This window comes from Herbaspirillum rubrisubalbicans, from assembly GCF_003719195.1.
GTDB lineage: Bacteria > Pseudomonadota > Gammaproteobacteria > Burkholderiales > Burkholderiaceae_D > Herbaspirillum > Herbaspirillum rubrisubalbicans.
Genome location: NZ_CP024996.1, coordinates 4,596,070 through 4,611,859 on the forward strand (window position 1 = coordinate 4,596,070; position 15,790 = coordinate 4,611,859).

At 56.9% G+C, this 15,790-nt stretch carries 9 protein-coding genes, 2 tRNA genes and 3 rRNA genes; 7 read left to right on the plus strand and 7 right to left on the minus strand.

Annotated features, from left to right (window positions below; all coding sequences use genetic code 11):
* The first annotated feature begins 3 nt into the window (after nt 1-3).
* The 6 genes from RC54_RS20440 (at nt 4) to RC54_RS20465 (ending at nt 6,297) form a co-directional block, all read left to right on the plus strand.
* Entirely contained in the window at nt 4-810 is an 807-nt protein-coding gene (locus tag RC54_RS20440; protein WP_058896694.1) for a transporter substrate-binding domain-containing protein, read from the plus strand.
* A gap of 91 nt (nt 811-901) precedes the next feature.
* Nucleotides 902-2,437 (plus strand): UxaA family hydrolase, encoded by a 1,536-nt coding sequence (locus tag RC54_RS20445; RefSeq protein ID WP_061788750.1) that lies wholly within the window; start codon nt 902-904, stop codon nt 2,435-2,437.
* Between the two features lie 91 nt (nt 2,438-2,528).
* The gene (locus RC54_RS20450; protein WP_058897649.1) at nt 2,529-3,704 is read left to right on the plus strand and encodes a fumarylacetoacetate hydrolase family protein; all 1,176 of its coding nucleotides are present in this window, start codon (nt 2,529-2,531) and stop codon (nt 3,702-3,704) included.
* Between the two features lie 14 nt (nt 3,705-3,718).
* On the plus strand, nt 3,719-4,483 hold the full coding sequence (locus RC54_RS20455) for an SDR family oxidoreductase (RefSeq protein WP_058896695.1): 765 nt from the start codon (nt 3,719-3,721) through the stop codon (nt 4,481-4,483).
* Between the two features lie 135 nt (nt 4,484-4,618).
* Nucleotides 4,619-5,578, plus strand: a complete 960-nt coding sequence (locus tag RC54_RS20460) for an SMP-30/gluconolactonase/LRE family protein (protein WP_061788624.1) — start codon at nt 4,619-4,621, stop codon at nt 5,576-5,578.
* A gap of 158 nt (nt 5,579-5,736) precedes the next feature.
* A complete protein-coding gene (locus tag RC54_RS20465) occupies nt 5,737-6,297 on the plus strand; it encodes an acyloxyacyl hydrolase (RefSeq protein WP_058896697.1) in 561 nt (186 codons plus the stop codon).
* A 118-nt stretch (nt 6,298-6,415) separates the two neighbouring features.
* On the opposite strand, the gene RC54_RS20470 is transcribed toward RC54_RS20465, so the two are convergent.
* From RC54_RS20470 to RC54_RS20500, 7 genes are all read right to left on the minus strand, one after another.
* The gene (locus tag RC54_RS20470; RefSeq protein ID WP_244216356.1) at nt 6,416-7,882 is read right to left on the minus strand and encodes an IS1182 family transposase; all 1,467 of its coding nucleotides are present in this window, start codon (nt 7,880-7,882) and stop codon (nt 6,416-6,418) included.
* 569 nt (nt 7,883-8,451) lie between these two features.
* Nucleotides 8,452-8,564 (minus strand): 5S ribosomal RNA (gene rrf, locus RC54_RS20475).
* Between the two features lie 136 nt (nt 8,565-8,700).
* Nucleotides 8,701-11,572, minus strand: a 23S ribosomal RNA gene (locus RC54_RS20480).
* Nucleotides 11,573-11,859: 287 nt separating this feature from the next.
* Nucleotides 11,860-11,935, minus strand: a tRNA-Ala gene (locus RC54_RS20485).
* Nucleotides 11,936-11,942: 7 nt separating this feature from the next.
* A tRNA-Ile gene (locus tag RC54_RS20490) sits at nt 11,943-12,019 on the minus strand.
* A gap of 119 nt (nt 12,020-12,138) precedes the next feature.
* Nucleotides 12,139-13,671 (minus strand): 16S ribosomal RNA (locus RC54_RS20495).
* Together the 16S, 23S and 5S rRNA genes with 2 tRNA genes alongside form the textbook arrangement of a ribosomal RNA operon.
* A gap of 658 nt (nt 13,672-14,329) precedes the next feature.
* The gene (locus RC54_RS20500) at nt 14,330-15,106 is read right to left on the minus strand and encodes an enoyl-CoA hydratase (RefSeq protein ID WP_058896698.1); all 777 of its coding nucleotides are present in this window, start codon (nt 15,104-15,106) and stop codon (nt 14,330-14,332) included.
* Nucleotides 15,107-15,318: 212 nt separating this feature from the next.
* Here RC54_RS20500 and RC54_RS20505 point away from each other — a divergent pair, with 212 nt between their 5' ends.
* Nucleotides 15,319-15,756 carry a universal stress protein gene (locus tag RC54_RS20505; RefSeq protein ID WP_058896699.1) on the plus strand — a complete coding sequence of 146 codons (438 nt, stop codon included), beginning with the start codon at nt 15,319-15,321 and terminating at the stop codon, nt 15,754-15,756.
* The last annotated feature ends 34 nt before the right edge of the window (nt 15,757-15,790 follow it).

A 15,790-nucleotide genomic window follows, 5' to 3' on the forward strand; every position in this document is an offset into this window, starting at 1 on the left:
CCAATGAACCATCTGCTCAGCTTCATCAGAAAAGCCGCCGCCGTCGCACTCGGCCTGGCTTGTTTGGCACAGGCCGCACAAGCCGATGCCCTGGCCGACATCAAGGCGCGCAAGAAGGTCCTGGTCGCCATCGACCTGGGCGCGCCGCCCTTCGGCATGACCAATGCCAAGCTGGAGCCGCAGGGCTCGGATGTGGAGACCGCGCGCCTGCTGGCCAAGGACCTGGGCGTGGAACTGGAGATCGTGCAGGTGACCGGACCCAACCGCATTCCCTTCCTGATGACCGGCAAGGCCGACATGGTGATCTCTTCCTTCTCCATCACGCCGGAACGCCAGAAGGTGGTGGCCTTTACCCAGCCCTATGGCGCTTCGCAATTCGTGGTGGCCGCGCCCAAGACTGAAAACATCAAGAGCATCAATGACCTGGTCGGCAAGCGCGTGGCGGTGGTGCGCGGCAATATGCAGGATTCGCTGCTCACGCCCATCGCTCCCAAGGGGACCAACATCGTGCGCTTCGATGACGATGCCACGGTGACGGCGGCCATCCTGTCGGGCCAGGTCGATGCCCTGTGCACGCCCAATTCGCTGGCCTCGGCCATTGCCAAGCAGAATCCGTCCAAGAACCTGGAAACCAAGTTCGCCATCAAGGACATTCCCTACGCCATCGGCTTGCGCAAGGGCGAGCCGGCGCTGGAAAAGTGGCTCAACGAATGGATCACCGCCAACCTGAAGAATGGCAAGCTGCCCGCCATCTATCAGCAATGGGTGGGCAGCCCCATGCCTGACCTGGCACAGTTCGCCGCCAAGTAATTTCCTGCATGTCGCATCGCTTATCGGATGCGACATGCGCCCGCCGCGTTTGCGGCCAGCCCGCAGCATCCACGTTCTCACCGAGATCAACATGAAAGCTACCTCTCCCGTCATCCGACTCAATCCCGTCGATGATGTCGTCATTGCCCGCCAGCAGCTCATCTCCGGCACCGTGCTGCAGGAAGAAGGCGGCCTCAAGGTCATGGGCCTGATCCCTGCCGGCCACAAGATGGCCACCCGCGCCATTGCCGTGGGTGAAGCGGTCAAGCGCTACGGCCAGATCATCGGCACGGCCAGCCAGGACATTGCGCCCGGCCAGCACGTGCATACGCACAACCTGGCCATGGCCGAGTTCTCGCGCGAACACCATTTCGGCGCGGACGTGAAGCCGGTCGATTTCGTGGCCGAGCCGGCCACCTTCATGGGCATCGTGCGTCCCGATGGTCGCGTGGCCACGCGCAACTACATCGGCGTGCTGACCTCGGTGAACTGCTCGGCCACGGCCGCACGCGCCATTGCCGATTACTTCCGGCGCGACATCCACCCGGAAGTGCTGGCCGCCTATCCCAACATCGATGGCGTGGTAGCGCTCACGCACGGCCAGGGTTGCGCCACCGATTCGCAGGGCGAGCCCTTGCAGATCCTGCGCCGTACCCTGGCCGGCTATGCCACCCATCCCAACTTCGCCGCGGTGCTGGTGGTGGGCCTGGGCTGCGAGACCAATCAGATCTCTGGACTGATGGAAAGCCACAATCTGAAGGAAGGCGAATACTTCCATACCTTCACCATCCAGGGCACCGGCGGCACCGCCAAGACGGTGGCGTTGGGCATCGAGAAGATCAAGAAGATGCTGCCCAAGGCCAATGACATCCAGCGCCAACCGGTGTCGGCCAAACACCTGACGCTGGGCCTGCAATGCGGTGGCTCCGATGGCTATTCGGGCATCACCGCCAATCCGGCGCTGGGTGCAGCGGTCGATTTGCTGGTGCGCCATGGCGGCACGGCGATCCTGTCCGAGACGCCGGAAATCTATGGCGCAGAACACCTGCTCACGCGTCGCGCCGTCTCGCCCGAAGTGGGCCAGAAGCTGCTGGCGCGCATCGCCTGGTGGGAAGGATATTGCGCCAAGAACGATGCCGAGATGAACAACAACCCCTCGGCCGGCAACAAGGCCGGGGGGCTGACCACCATCCTGGAAAAGTCGCTGGGCGCGGTCGCCAAGGGCGGCACTACCAACCTGGTGGATGTGTACCAATATGCCGAGACCGTCACTGCCCGTGGCTTCGTCTTCATGGATACGCCGGGCTACGATCCCATCTCGGCTACCGGCCAGGTGGCGGGAGGGGCGAACGTGATCTGCTTTACCACCGGCCGGGGTTCGGCCTATGGCTGCGCCCCGGCGCCCTCGCTGAAACTGGCCACCAATACGGCGCTGTGGCAACGCCAGGAAGAAGACATGGACATCAACTGCGGCGAGATTGCCGATGGTGACGTCACGCCGCAGGAAATCGGCGAGCGCTTCTTCCAGATGATCCTCGATACCGCCTCGGGCAAGAAGACCAAGAGCGAATTGCATGGCTATGGCCAGGATGAATTCGTGCCCTGGCATATCGGCGTCTATACCTGATGCTGATGATGCAGGACATGACATTGTGGCGGTGCCCGCTTCCCATGTAGTCCGGGACCGTCTTCACTGATATTGATAAGGAATGATGAACATGGCACATACTTTTTCACCCCAGGCGCACCTGCCTGAAGACCACGCCCAGGCCACGCTGATCGGCCGCGTCTGGCAACCGGAGGTGGGTCCGGTAGTCGTCAAGATCGACGCCGATGGCGCCTATGACTTGACCCTCATCGCCGCCACCTCCAGCCAGTTGCTGGAGCTTGACGATCCTGCTGCCGCCGTGCGCGCAGCCAGCAACATGACGCGCATCGCCACGCTGCAGGAGCTGCTGGACAATGCCGACGCCGCGCAGCGCGACACCTCGCGCCCCTGGCTGCTGGCGCCCATCGACCTGCAGGCGGTCAAGGCCAGCGGCGTGACCTTCGTAGCCAGCATGTTGGAACGTGTGATCGAAGAACAGGCCCGCGGCGACGCCGGCAAGGCCGAATCGGTACGACGCGCCATCAGCGCTGTGATCGGCGAGAACCTCTCCAGCGTGGTGCCGGGTTCGCCCGAGGCGGCGCGCTTGAAGGAAGTGCTGCTGGAACAGGGGGTGTGGTCGCAATACCTGGAAGTGGGCATCGGGCCCGATGCAGAAATCTTCACCAAGGCCCAGCCAATGTCCTCTGTAGGGCTGGGCGATGAGGTAGGAATTCACCCCAAGTCCGCCTGGAACAATCCCGAGCCGGAAATCGTGCTGGCCATCAATAGCCGTGGCAAGGTGGTCGGTGCCACTCTGGGCAACGACGTCAACCTGCGCGACTTCGAGGGCCGCAGCGCCCTGCTGCTGGGCAAGGCCAAGGACAACAATGCCTCCTGCGCAGTGGGGCCTTTCATTCGTCTGTTCGACGCAAACTTTTCAATTGACGACGTGCGCCGCGCCGAACTTACAATGCGAGTCGATGGTACGGAAGGTTTCACGCTCAAGGGCAGCAGTTCGATGTCCATGATCAGTCGTGATCCGCTGCAACTGGTGGAACACGCGATCGGTCCCAATCACCAGTACCCGGATGGCCTGGTGCTGTTCCTGGGGACCATGTTCGCACCGACCCAGGACCGTTTCGGTCCCGGCCAGGGCTTTACCCACCAGGTGGCCGACCTCGTCACCATCTCCACTCCCAAGCTGGGCGCGCTGGTGAATACTGTCAACTTCAGCGATCAAACGGCACCGTGGACCTTCGGGCTGACGGCGCTGTTCAAGAACCTGGCCAACCGCAAACTCATTTAATCAAAGGAATCAGCATGTCCGCATCCACTGGCCGCCTCGCCGGCAAGACCGTCCTCATCACCGCTGCTGCCCAGGGCATCGGCCGCGCCGCCACCGAACTGTTCGCCCGCGAAGGCGCGCGCGTGATCGCCACCGACATCAGCCGCCCCCACCTGGATGCCTTGGCCGGTCTGGCCGGGGTCGAGACCCGCATCCTGGACGTGACCGACGATGCCGCCATCAAGGCGCTGGTGGCCGAGATCGGCACGGTCGACGTCCTGTTCAACTGTGCCGGCTACGTGGCAGCCGGCAATATTCTGGAATGCGATGACAAGGCCTGGGACTTTTCCTTCAACCTCAATGCCAAGGCCATGTTCCACACCATCCGCGCGGTGCTGCCGGGCATGTTGGCCAAGAAGGCCGGCTCCATCGTCAACATCGCCTCGGCTGCATCGAGCGTGAAGGGAGTGGCCAATCGCTTCGCCTATGGCGCCTCCAAGGCCGCCGTGGTGGGGCTGACCAAATCGGTGGCGGCGGACTTCGTGGCGCAGGGCATCCGCTGCAACGCCATCTGCCCGGGCACCATCGAATCGCCCTCGCTGAACCAGCGCATCGCCACCCAGGCCAAGGAAACCGGCAAGAGCGAGGATGAAGTACGCGCCGCCTTCGTGGCGCGCCAACCCATGGGCCGCATCGGCAAGGCCGAAGAAGTGGCGGCGCTGGCGCTGTACCTGGCCTCGGATGAGTCCAATTTCACCACCGGTTCGGTTCATATGATCGATGGGGGATGGTCCAACTGATGAGGTGTGGGCACTGACTTTCTCGGCAGGGAAACGGCATGTACGCCAGCTCGTACATGCCGTTTTTCTTTTTGCTGATCGTGTTGGCGGGGGCTGGTGTGGATCAGGTTTATCAATCGACATCATGAAGGCATAATGGGCGCTTCCTCGTTCATGCTGACAGGCAAGCCCATGTCCCTGGCCTCCGCGTCCTCCCCGTCCCTTTCTGCGGACACCATCACCGCCATCTCCCCCGAACCGATGCTGCTGGGCGAGTCGCCCCTGTGGCACGCCGAGGAAGGGGCACTGTACTGGATCGACATTCCCGGCAAGGCGGTCCACAAGCTGGTGCTGGAGACGCAGCAGCACCAGCGCTGGGACATGCCGGAAGAACCCGGCAGCATCGTCAAGCACGCGCAAGGCGGCCTGGTGGTGGCCTTGCGCACGGGGATGTTCCATCTCAATACCGGCAATGGCGCCTTGTCGGCGCTGCTGGCAGCGCCCTACGATACCAGCCGCATCCGCTTCAACGATGGCCGCTGCGATGCCTCCGGGCGCTTCTGGTGCGGCACCATCTACGAGCCGCGAGACCGCGAGGGTGGCACGCTGTATTGCTTCGAACGCAATGCGCTGCGCGATGCCCATCATGCGGTGACCACCTCCAATGGCTTGGCCTTCAGTGTGGACCAGCGGCTGATGTATCACGCCAATACGCCGGCACACCGCATCAACGTCTATGACTACGACCTGGCTACCGGCCAGACCAGCAACTGCCGCCTGCTGCGCCAGTTCGACAGCGACAAGAGTGCGCCCGACTATGGTGGTCGCCCGGATGGGGCGGCGGTCGATAGCGAAGGCGCCTATTGGTGTGCGATGTTCGAGGGTGGGCGGGTGTTGCGCTTGTCGCCGGCCGGCGAGATCCTGCAGGAGATCCGCTTGCCGGCGCGTTGCCCGACCATGGTGGCCTTTGGCGGCACCGATCTGCGCACGCTGTTCATCACCACCGGACGCAATGGCCGCAGCCAGGCCGAGCTGGCGCAATATCCCTTCTCCGGCCATGTGCTGGCAATACGGGTTGCGGTAGCGGGACGGCTGGAATACAGCTATCGCCCATGAGCGTGGCGGCGGCCTGTGGTATGCAAGCGGCACAATCAGACACGCGAGTATGCTTTTGTGATGATTATGAGAGAATATCGCGTTATCGCGGACGCTTTGCGCCGCGTCCCGTACAAGCAAAGATCCTTCAATACACTTTACGCGCTGAAAGATAATCCATGACTAAAATGAAGAGCCTGGTTGCCAAGATCGCTTTTGCTGGCGTCGCCGCCTTTGCCATCCAGTCCCCCAGCTACGCCTTCGGCCTCGACGGTATGTCGCTGGAATACGGTACCGGCAACAGCACTCAGCTGGCCCGTCTGGGTGCCCAGTTCAACTGGGGTCCGAACTGGAATTTCTGGCAATCCAACGGCACCCACATCGGTGGCTACTGGGATCTGTCGCTGGCCAACTGGCGCATGAACCACTACAACAAGACCAATGACAGCGCCAACCTGGTCGATCTGGGCCTGACCCCGGTGCTGCGTTTCCAGCGTGACGATGGCAAGGGCTTCTATGGCGAAGCCGGCATCGGCGTGCATCTGTTCTCCAAGCTGTACCGCAACAACGACAAGGTCTTGTCCACCGCCTTCCAGTTCGGTGACCATGTCGGCGCCGGCTATGTGTTCAGCAATGGCCTGGACCTGGGCATCCGCCTGCAACACTTCTCCAACGGCGGTATCAAGGAGCCCAACGGCGGCGTGAACTTTGCCGTGGCGCGTGTGGCCTATAAGTTCTAAGTTCTAGATGTTGGCAGGAGGATGGAGAACCATCTTCCTGGCTTAAAAAGGAAGAAGCCGGCTTTGCCGGCTCAGGTTGATGACGAACCCCGTGTTTTCGAACACGGGGTTTTGTTTTTCAGGCGCAGGTAATTTGCAGATGGTCGATGGCGCAGAAGCCAAGCAAGGCGCGCATTTTTCGCTGTAGCCACTTTTGTACGCTGGCAGAGGCGCTCAAACCGTGTAAAAGCGCGCGCAAGCGCGCCACCAACAGGGCAATCTTCTTCATGTTCTGGGCCGCCGCCGCCAACAAGCACTGCTCGGCGACCTTGCGCAATCCCCGCATACGGGCATAACGATGTCCGTGCAATTGCTTGGCGTCGGCGAAGCTGCGTTCTACCGTTTCCTTGCGTCGGGCATAGATGCGCTTGCCCCATTCGGTACGACGCCGATCATCCACCTTCTCCTTGGAACGCTCCCACACATGGCGCGTCACCACCTTGACCGCATTGGCGCTATTGGTGCATTGCTCGCGTACCTTGCAGCCTCGGCATTGCTCAGGGTTGGATTTGTATTCCCGATACCCCAGTCGATTGGTCGTGCTGTAGCGCAAGGGTTGACCCTGCGGGCAGATGTATTCGTCACGGTAGGCATCGTACTCATACGCCCGTTTAAAGAATGTCCCCGGCTTGTGGTTGGGTGTGCGGTAGCCCATCACGCCGCTGATCTCGCGATTCTCCAGTCCCTGGCAGACGGCCGGTGTGAAGTAGCCCGCATCCAGGCCAACGGCCTGTACATCAAATCCGAACGTCTGGCGCTGACGATCCAGGCGTGCCAGATAAGGCTGACTGTCATGGACTGAGGCGGGCGTGACATGGGTATCGGTAATGATGGAATGCTTGGCATCGACGGTGCGGTGATCCAGGTAGAAGAAGCCCTTGGGCTTGTCGTCGCGCACCATGTAGCCGCTCTCGGGATCGGTGCGACTGACCTTGATCTCTTTGGTGGGCGGCTCATCATCGTCGTCACGCTTGAGCGGTTTCTTGCCATGCTCGGCACGGTCGATATCCACAGCGGCATCCAGTTCGGCCAGATAGGCCGAGGGGGTCTGGGTAACTTGAACGTAGTCGAACTTGTTCTTGTTGGCGTTGGCCTTGAGGTGGGTGCTGTCGCTGTAGAGCACACGGCCATCGACCATGCCGCGTCCAATGGCCTGGCGCACGATCTCGTCGAAGATCTCTTGATAGACGGTGGTATCAATGAAGCGGCGGCGCCGGTTCTGGGAGAAGGTGGATGAGTCCGGTACCTTGTCGGTCAGACGGAATCCGGCAAACCAGCGATAGGCCACATTGACCTGGACCTCGCGGATGAGCTGGCGCTCGCTGCGGATACCGAAGAGGTAACCGATGAACAAGAGCTTGAAGAGTACCACCGGGTCCAGTGCCGGGCGGCCATTGTCGGCGCAATACAGATGCGCCACCTTCTCTCGGATGAACTCGAAATCCACCGCCGCGTCGATCTTGCGCAGCAGGTGGTCCTTGGGCACGAGCATCTCGATGGTCACCATCTCTAACTCGTGCTGGGCGGCTGTCGGTTTTTTGAGCATGACCGATTAAACAACAAAGCCTTGGCTTTCGCCAAGGCTTTGTCATCAATCTGAGCCGGCTTTGCCGGCTTTTTTATTGTCTGTTAGTTTTGTCGGACTGAGTTGCTTTGGATAGTACGAGGGGGTGGGCTGGAGGGAGGGGTTTAGATTTTTCGCCTGTGCATAAATTAACTGCGATGCCGGGCGTTGCCTTGGGCTGTGTATAAATCTAAGTACTGGCTTTCAAACATGCCCTTGACATGCGGCTTTCGAGGGGATTCACGCTCTAAAAACTAAGTACCTTGTGCATAAGGTCAGTTCATTGAGCGCGATGCTGGTTGGGCGAGCTGTGTATAACACCAAGATCGATACTCCCCACCTCTGATATCAGAGCACAGAGGTCAGAGGTCAGAGGTCAGAGGTCAGAGATCATAGGTCAGCGCCCTGATGTCTGCGCAGAAGTGGGCCGACCCGTGCAGATATGTGCCCAAGCACAGTCAGATTCACAATACAAAGCGATCAACATAAAGCGATCGCGCAAAAGCAAAAACCCTCGTTACTTTCGTAACGAGGGTTCTGCGGAGTAACAAGCCTGACGATGACCTACTTTCACACTGGTTGCAGCACTATCATCGGCGCGAAGTCGTTTCACGGTCCTGTTCGGGATGGGAAGGGGTGGTACCAACTTGCTATAGTCATCAGGCATAACTTGTAAAGCCAGTTGCTCTCGATGGAGCAGCAACTAACCCAAACTGGAAGAAGTATTTAGATTCTAGGGTGTGATGCACTAGGGCAAACACAATATATGCTCAACTTGTCTATAACAGAGCTAATGTTATAGGAACAAGCCGCACGGGCAATTAGTATCAGTTAGCTTAACGCATTACTGCGCTTCCACACCTGACCTATCAACGTCCTGGTCTCGAACGACCCTTTAGGGGAATCTAGTTCCCGGGAAGTCTCATCTCAAGGCGAGTTTCCCGCTTAGATGCTTTCAGCGGTTATCTCTTCCGAACTTAGCTACTCGGCAATGCCACTGGCGTGACAACCGATACACCAGAGGTTCGTCCACTCCGGTCCTCTCGTACTAGGAGCAGCCCCCTTCAAACTTCCAACGCCCACGGCAGATAGGGACCAAACTGTCTCACGACGTTTTAAACCCAGCTCACGTACCACTTTAAATGGCGAACAGCCATACCCTTGGGACCGGCTACAGCCCCAGGATGTGATGAGCCGACATCGAGGTGCCAAACTCCCCCGTCGATATGAACTCTTGGGAGGAATCAGCCTGTTATCCCCAGAGTACCTTTTATCCGTTGAGCGATGGCCCTTCCATACAGAACCACCGGATCACTATGTCCTACTTTCGTACCTGCTCGACTTGTCAGTCTCGCAGTTAAGCACGCTTATGCCATTGCACTATTAGCACGATGTCCGACCGTACCTAGCGTACCTTCGAACTCCTCCGTTACACTTTGGGAGGAGACCGCCCCAGTCAAACTGCCTACCATGCACTGTCCCCGATCCGGATAACGGACCAAGGTTAGAACCTCAAACAAACCAGGGTGGTATTTCAAGGTCGGCTCCACAGAAACTAGCGTTCCTGCTTCAAAGCCTCCCACCTATCCTACACAGATTGGTTCAAAGTCCAATGCAAAGCTACAGTAAAGGTTCATGGGGTCTTTCCGTCTAGCCGCGGGTAGATTGCATCATCACAAACATTTCAACTTCGCTGAGTCTCGGGAGGAGACAGTGTGGCCATCGTTACGCCATTCGTGCAGGTCGGAACTTACCCGACAAGGAATTTCGCTACCTTAGGACCGTTATAGTTACGGCCGCCGTTTACTGGGACTTCAATCAAGAGCTTGCACCCCATCATTTAATCTTCCAGCACCGGGCAGGCGTCACACCCTATACGTCCACTTTCGTGTTTGCAGAGTGCTGTGTTTTTATTAAACAGTCGCAGCCACCATTTTATTGCAACCCTTTTGTCCTTCTGGCGCAGGCCAGTCAAACTACTTGGGCGTACCTTATCCCGAAGTTACGGTACCAATTTGCCGAGTTCCTTCTCCCGAGTTCTCTCAAGCGCCTTAGAATACTCATCTCGCCCACCTGTGTCGGTTTGCGGTACGGTCTCGTTAGACTGAAGCTTAGAGGCTTTTCTTGGAACCACTTCCGATTGCTTCGCGAACAAGTTCGCTCGTCTCACACCCTTGAATTACGCTGCCGGATTTGCCTAACAGCCTTCTTCGATGCAAAAACCGACTATTCCAACAGTCGGACAACCTTCCGCGATCCGTCCCCCCATCGCATCTAACGACGGTGCAGGAATATTAACCTGCTTCCCATCAGCTACGCATCTCTGCCTCGCCTTAGGGGCCGACTCACCCTGCTCCGATGAACGTTGAACAGGAAACCTTGGGCTTACGGCGTGCGGGCTTTTCACCCGCATTATCGCTACTCATGTCAGCATTCGCACTTCTGATACCTCCAGCATCCTTTACAAGACACCTTCACAGGCTTACAGAACGCTCTCCTACCATATCCTTACGGATATCCGCAGCTTCGGTGACTGGCTTAGCCCCGTTACATCTTCCGCGCAGGACGACTCGATCAGTGAGCTATTACGCTTTCTTTAAAGGATGGCTGCTTCTAAGCCAACCTCCTGACTGTTTTAGCCTTCCCACTTCGTTTTCCACTTAGCCAATCTTTGGGACCTTAGCTGGCGGTCTGGGTTGTTTCCCTCTTGACGTCGGACGTTAGCACCCGGCGTCTGTCTCCCAAGCTCGCACTCATCGGTATTCGGAGTTTGCAATGGTTTGGTAAGTCGCGATGACCCCCTAGCCATAACAGTGCTCTACCCCCGATGGTGATACTTGAGGCACTACCTAAATAGTTTTCGGAGAGAACCAGCTATTTCCAGATTTGTTTAGCCTTTCACCCCTATCCACAGCTCATCCCCTAATTTTTCAACATTAGTGGGTTCGGTCCTCCAGTGCGTGTTACCGCACCTTCAACCTGGCCATGGATAGATCATCTGGTTTCGGGTCTACACCCAGCGACTGAACGCCCTATTCGGACTCGATTTCTCTACGCCTTCCCTATTCGGTTAAGCTTGCCACTGAATGTAAGTCGCTGACCCATTATACAAAAGGTACGCAGTCACCCCTTACAGGGCTCCTACTGTTTGTATGCACACGGTTTCAGGATCTATTTCACTCCCCTTCCGGGGTTCTTTTCGCCTTTCCCTCACGGTACTGGTTCACTATCGGTCGATTACGAGTATTTAGCCTTGGAGGATGGTCCCCCCATCTTCAGACAGGATTTCACGTGTCCCGCCCTACTTGTCGCAAGCCTAGTTCCACACCATCGATTTCGCATACGGGGCTATCACCCACTATGGCCGGACTTTCCATTCCGTTCTACTATCGTTGATGCTAAATCTTGCAGGCTGATCCCATTTCGCTCGCCACTACTTTGGGAATCTCGGTTGATTTCTTTTCCTGTAGCTACTTAGATGTTTCAGTTCGCCACGTTCGCTTCGTTACCCTATGTATTCAGATAACGATGACCTTACGGCCGGGTTTCCCCATTCGGAAATCTGCGGATCAAAGCTCGTTTGCCAGCTCCCCGCAGCTTATCGCAAGCTACTACGTCCTTCATCGCCTGTAATCGCCAAGGCATCCACCATGTGCACTTATTCGCTTGTTCCTATAACGTTAGCCTCTTTTGCAAGAGCGTTATAAAAAGCGTTGAGTTTTAGCGTTTGCCGTATTCCAAAGTAAGTCTTCTAATTGCTAAGATCACTTCGTAATACTTTGATTGATACAATCACACCCATTTTTACTTTCGCAAGAACCGTAGTCCTGGCGATCGTTTAAATGAATCTTTACTTCTTCCAGATTGTTAAAGAACAAAAACAGCCATTGATCGTAAAAGATCAAACCTAAATCACTACGTCTTGCGTTTTGTGACGCTGACTTAGGTTTGACATTTCTTGGTGGAGGTTGACGGGATCGAACCGACGACCCCCTGCTTGCAAAGCAGGTGCTCTCCCAGCTGAGCTAAACCCCCGAAACCTTGGTGGGTCTGGTTGGGCTCGAACCAACGACCCCCGCGTTATCAACACGGTGCTCTAACCAGCTGAGCTACAGACCCGCTTGGATCAGTATCAGTAGCCAGTCAGTGACCTTGTGTCACAGACCGCGCTTCACCAAATAACTGTTCTTTGAATTACAGCCGATAAGTGTGGACGCTTAACTTCGTGCGCACTCTAGAAAGGAGGTGATCCAGCCGCACCTTCCGATACGGCTACCTTGTTACGACTTCACCCCAGTCACGAATCCTACCGTGGTGAGCGCCCTCCTTGCGGTTAGGCTACCCACTTCTGGTAAAACCCGCTCCCATGGTGTGACGGGCGGTGTGTACAAGACCCGGGAACGTATTCACCGCGACATGCTGATCCGCGATTACTAGCGATTCCAACTTCATGTAGTCGAGTTGCAGACTACAATCCGGACTACGATACACTTTCTGGGATTAGCTCCCCCTCGCGGGTTGGCGGCCCTCTGTATGTACCATTGTATGACGTGTGAAGCCCTACCCATAAGGGCCATGAGGACTTGACGTCATCCCCACCTTCCTCCGGTTTGTCACCGGCAGTCTCATTAGAGTGCCCTTTCGTAGCAACTAATGACAAGGGTTGCGCTCGTTGCGGGACTTAACCCAACATCTCACGACACGAGCTGACGACAGCCATGCAGCACCTGTGCGCCGGTTCTCTTTCGAGCACTCCCAAATCTCTTCAGGATTCCGACCATGTCAAGGGTAGGTAAGGTTTTTCGCGTTGCATCGAATTAATCCACATCATCCACCGCTTGTGCGGGTCCCCGTCAATTCCTTTGAGTTTTAATCTTGCGACCGTACTCCCCAGGCGGTCTACTTCACGCGTTAGCTGCGTTACCAAGTCAATTAAGACCCGACAACTAGTAGACATCGTTTAGGGCGTGGACTACCAGGGTATCTAATCCTGTTTGCTCCCCACGCTTTCGTGCATGAGCGTCAGTGTTATCCCAGGGGGCTGCCTTCGCCATCGGTATTCCTCCACATATCTACGCATTTCACTGCTACACGTGGAATTCTACCCCCCTCTGACACACTCTAGCCGTGCAGTCTCAAATGCAATTCCCAGGTTGAGCCCGGGGATTTCACATCTGACTTACACAACCGCCTGCGCACGCTTTACGCCCAGTAATTCCGATTAACGCTTGCACCCTACGTATTACCGCGGCTGCTGGCACGTAGTTAGCCGGTGCTTATTCTTCAGGTACCGTCATTAGTAGTAGATATTAGCTACCACCGTTTCTTCCCTGACAAAAGAGCTTTACAACCCGAAGGCCTTCTTCACTCACGCGGCATTGCTGGATCAGGGTTGCCCCCATTGTCCAAAATTCCCCACTGCTGCCTCCCGTAGGAGTCTGGGCCGTGTCTCAGTCCCAGTGTGGCTGGTCGTCCTCTCAGACCAGCTACTGATCGTCGCCTTGGTAGGCTTTTACCCCACCAACTAGCTAATCAGATATCGGCCGCTCCAGGAGCATGAGGTCTTGCGATCCCCCACTTTCATCCTTAGATCGTATGCGGTATTAGCTAGTCTTTCGACTAGTTATCCCCCACTCTAGGGCACGTTCCGATATATTACTCACCCGTTCGCCACTCGCCATCAGGAGCAAGCTCCTATGCTGCCGTTCGACTTGCATGTGTAAGGCATGCCGCCAGCGTTCAATCTGAGCCAGGATCAAACTCTTTAGTTTAATCTCTGTTTTGTGCCATTTCTGGCTACCCCGAAGGGCATCGCTCTCTCAAAATACTGACAGGTAATTTCTTGCGATCTTACCTATATTTCTTGTGAGCATTTAATGTTTAAAGTTTCCAGAACCGAAGTTCTGTCGCACTTCATTAAACGCCCACGCTTATCGGCTGTTAATTTTTAAAGATCTTGTCTGCCGCAAACGCGCTTGGCGCTGCTTGCATCGCTGCGAATCGTTTTGTTCGTCAGCAGCAGAGAAACGAGATTATGTAGCAGTTTGTTTATCGCGTCAACTACTTTTTTGCGATTCGTTTTAAATTTTTTCGTCTCGCTTAACTGATCGCTTCGACTACTTCCATTTAAAACGCCCTACAAACCACTTCACACCTCTTTGCTTCGCCCACCTCCGTCGCTCTGTCTTTCAACTTCGCTTCGTGTGTCGCGTCAGCAGGGGGCGAACTATAGCAACCCTCCCCACACCGCGCAAGCCCTTTTTCAAAAATAATTGAAAATAATTTAGCCGCACCACTCCCAGGTCTGCCCAGATCCGTCTCAACCCCTCTACTGGCCTGGGTTTTCACGGATATGAAGAAATCGTAAATCATTCAGAAAAAAGGGCCGCCCTGGCGGGCGACCCTTTTTTTACATCGGCGAAAATGTGATCAAGCGTTCTTGAATACCGCTGGCCGCTTTTCCAGGAAGGCCTTCATGCCCTCCTTCTGATCTTCGGTCGCAAAGCAGCTATAGAACAGCGCCCGCTCATACTTGATCCCCTCCGTGAGCGTGCTCTCATAGGCGCGGTTGACCGAGTCCTTGACCATCATGGCCACCTGACGCGGCATCTCGGTAATGGTGACGGCGGCGGCCATCGCCTCTTCCATCAACTTGTCAGCCGGCACGACGCGCGACACCAACCCCGCTCGTTCGGCCTCCTGCGCATCCATCATGCGTGCCGTCAACGCCAGATCCATCGCCTTGGCCTTGGACACCGCGCGCGGCAGGCGCTGCGTGCCGCCGGCACCGGGGATGATGCCCAGCTTGATCTCGGGCTGACCAAATTTAGCATTGTCGGCAGCGATGATGAAGTCGCACATCATGGCCAGCTCACAGCCGCCGCCCAGCGCATATCCCGCCACCGCCGCGATGACCGGCTTGCGGATGCGACGCAGGGTTTCCCAGTTGCGGGTGATGAATTCACCATTGAAGACATCCATATAGTCATAGCCCGCCATCACGCTGATATCGGCACCGGCGGCAAAGGCCTTCTCGCTGCCGGTGACGATGATGCAGCCGATCTCATCCTGGGCATCGAAGGCCAGCAGGGCCTGGCCCAGCTCGATCATCAAGGCGTCGTTGAGGGCATTGAGCGCCTTGGGACGGTTCAGGCGGATCAGGCCGACCTTGTCGTGGGTCTCGACCAGGATGTTTTCATAACTCATGTGGGTCTCCTTCTTCTAAGATGGGATCGGTAGCAAGCCGGCACGGCGAACCGCAAGAATAAGCCAAAAATAATGCGCCAGTCCGACCTGGCGCAATGACTGCCAATAATTTCATGCAGGCAAGGCAGCACAGGACTATATTGGAGTCATCTTTGCAAGCCCACGCCTGAAGCATTACTCAATGACTGAACGACTTATATAAGGAGGCCATGATGTTCAAGACCATACTCGTTCCCACCGACGGCTCCGAACGCTCGGACAAGGCTATCGCCACCGCCGTGGATTACGCCAAGAACAGCGGCGCCCGCCTGATCGGCATCACGGTCGCCGAGCCCTACCCCTTCTCGCCGCTGGCCGAAAGCTCCATGGCCATCGACCCGGCGCTCTATGAAGAAAACGTCAAGACCCTGGCCAACCAGTACATCAAGAAGATCACCGACGCCGCAGCGGCCGCTGGCGTGCCCTGCCAGGCCGAGGTGGTGATGTCCTTCAACCCGGATGAAGAAATCATCAAGGCCGCGCAATTCCATAGCTGCGACGCCATCTTCATGGCGTCCCACGGCCGCAGCGGCCTCTCGCGCATCTTCCTGGGCAGCAAGACACAGAAGGTGCTGACCCATTCCACCATCCCGGTGCTGGTGCTGCGCTAAGCAGTCAGACGCCCATTGCAAAAAAAGCCTGGCC

Coding starts and splice junctions, on each gene's coding strand:
- RC54_RS20440 (WP_058896694.1), top strand. CDS start 4: ATGAACCATCTGCTCAGCTTCATCAGAAAAGCCGCCGCCGTCGCACTC.
- RC54_RS20445 (WP_061788750.1), top strand. CDS start 902: ATGAAAGCTACCTCTCCCGTCATCCGACTCAATCCCGTCGATGATGTC.
- RC54_RS20450 (WP_058897649.1), top strand. CDS start 2,529: ATGGCACATACTTTTTCACCCCAGGCGCACCTGCCTGAAGACCACGCC.
- RC54_RS20455 (WP_058896695.1), top strand. CDS start 3,719: ATGTCCGCATCCACTGGCCGCCTCGCCGGCAAGACCGTCCTCATCACC.
- RC54_RS20460 (WP_061788624.1), top strand. CDS start 4,619: ATGGGCGCTTCCTCGTTCATGCTGACAGGCAAGCCCATGTCCCTGGCC.
- RC54_RS20465 (WP_058896697.1), top strand. CDS start 5,737: ATGACTAAAATGAAGAGCCTGGTTGCCAAGATCGCTTTTGCTGGCGTC.
- RC54_RS20470 (WP_244216356.1), bottom strand. CDS start 7,882: ATGCTCAAAAAACCGACAGCCGCCCAGCACGAGTTAGAGATGGTGACC.
- RC54_RS20500 (WP_058896698.1), bottom strand. CDS start 15,106: ATGAGTTATGAAAACATCCTGGTCGAGACCCACGACAAGGTCGGCCTG.
- RC54_RS20505 (WP_058896699.1), top strand. CDS start 15,319: ATGTTCAAGACCATACTCGTTCCCACCGACGGCTCCGAACGCTCGGAC.